The 1029-nt window shown below is 44.2% G+C and carries 1 protein-coding gene and 1 pseudogene; both read left to right on the forward strand.

From position 1 onward, the window contains the following. Window positions 1-97 (forward strand): annotated as a pseudogene (locus R8269_RS26325) (zinc ABC transporter substrate-binding protein); the annotation flags it as partial. A gap of 2 nt (window positions 98-99) precedes the next feature. Continuing rightward, the gene (locus R8269_RS26330) at window positions 100-903 is read left to right on the forward strand and encodes a metal ABC transporter permease (protein ID WP_021452156.1); all 804 of its coding nucleotides are present in this window, start codon (window positions 100-102) and stop codon (window positions 901-903) included. The last annotated feature ends 126 nt before the right edge of the window (window positions 904-1029 follow it).

A 1029-nucleotide genomic window follows, 5' to 3' on the forward strand; every position in this document is an offset into this window, starting at 1 on the left:
GACGGTGTCAAAAGAGCAGAACTTAGATGAGCTGTACGATGAAGTGATTGCCGAGTTACTCGATGTGTTGGTTTCTCCTAGTGCTGTGAAGTTTTGATCATGACTGAATACACATGGTTAGCGCCGGCTATTTTGTGCGGCGTGATTGCGCTAATTGGTAACGTCGTACTGGGCCAGCAAGTATTAAAGCGGCAGATCATTTTCATCGACCTTGCGGTGGCTCAAGTCGCAGCATTGGGTGCGGCGCTTAGTCATTATTGGCTAAACTCATCTACTTTGTACGTGAGGATTCCTTGGTTATCGGAATCTTGGCTTGGTGCAATGCTTGGCCCTTGGATAATGTCGTTATTGTTATGCGGATTGATTGCTGCATTAGAAAAGCGAAATCATCCGCATCTTGAGCCGATGATTGGCAGCTTGTTTGTGGTATCTGCCTCTTTGGCGGTGTTACTTGTTAGCAAAGACCCACATGGTGCTGATTTCATTCAAGGGATTTTGAATGGTCAGCTACTGTGGTCGACATGGCAAGATGTTTGGCCGTTGACGGTAATCACTGGTGCGATGTTGTTGCTAGTACGTACAAAGCCCGAATTTATGCGTGGTAGCGGTTTTTATCTCATCTTCGCTATCTTGATGCCGATCACGGTCAAACTGACGGGTATTTACCTAGAGTTTGCTTTGTTGGTGATTCCCGCTTTATGCGCTGCGAGCCTTAAAGGTAGACGTTTTTTAACCGCCAGTTTAGGTATCGGAACAATTGGTATTTTGTTGGGGATAGCAGCTTCTGCAAAGTATGATTTGCCTAGTGGTGCAACGATTGTTATTACGCTGTTTATGACGGGTTTAGTATTTAATCTCTTCTCACCGCTGAGAAAAATCGTGTTGTTACAGATGAAGAGTTAATACCAAGCACCATTTGCGGTAATGGTGCTTTTTTTTTGCTTGTATTCAATTGGTTAGTTCCTCGCTCCATTTCTCTGTTTTAGTATTCAACTTGAGAACCGCCAGAAACATCATCAAGTTGTCTTG

It is taken from the genome of Vibrio sp. Vb0667, from assembly GCF_033391095.1.

Excerpts from the sequence above, each read along its gene's own strand:
- R8269_RS26330 (WP_021452156.1), top strand. The coding sequence starts at position 100 with ATGACTGAATACACATGGTTAGCGCCGGCTATTTTGTGCGGCGTGATT.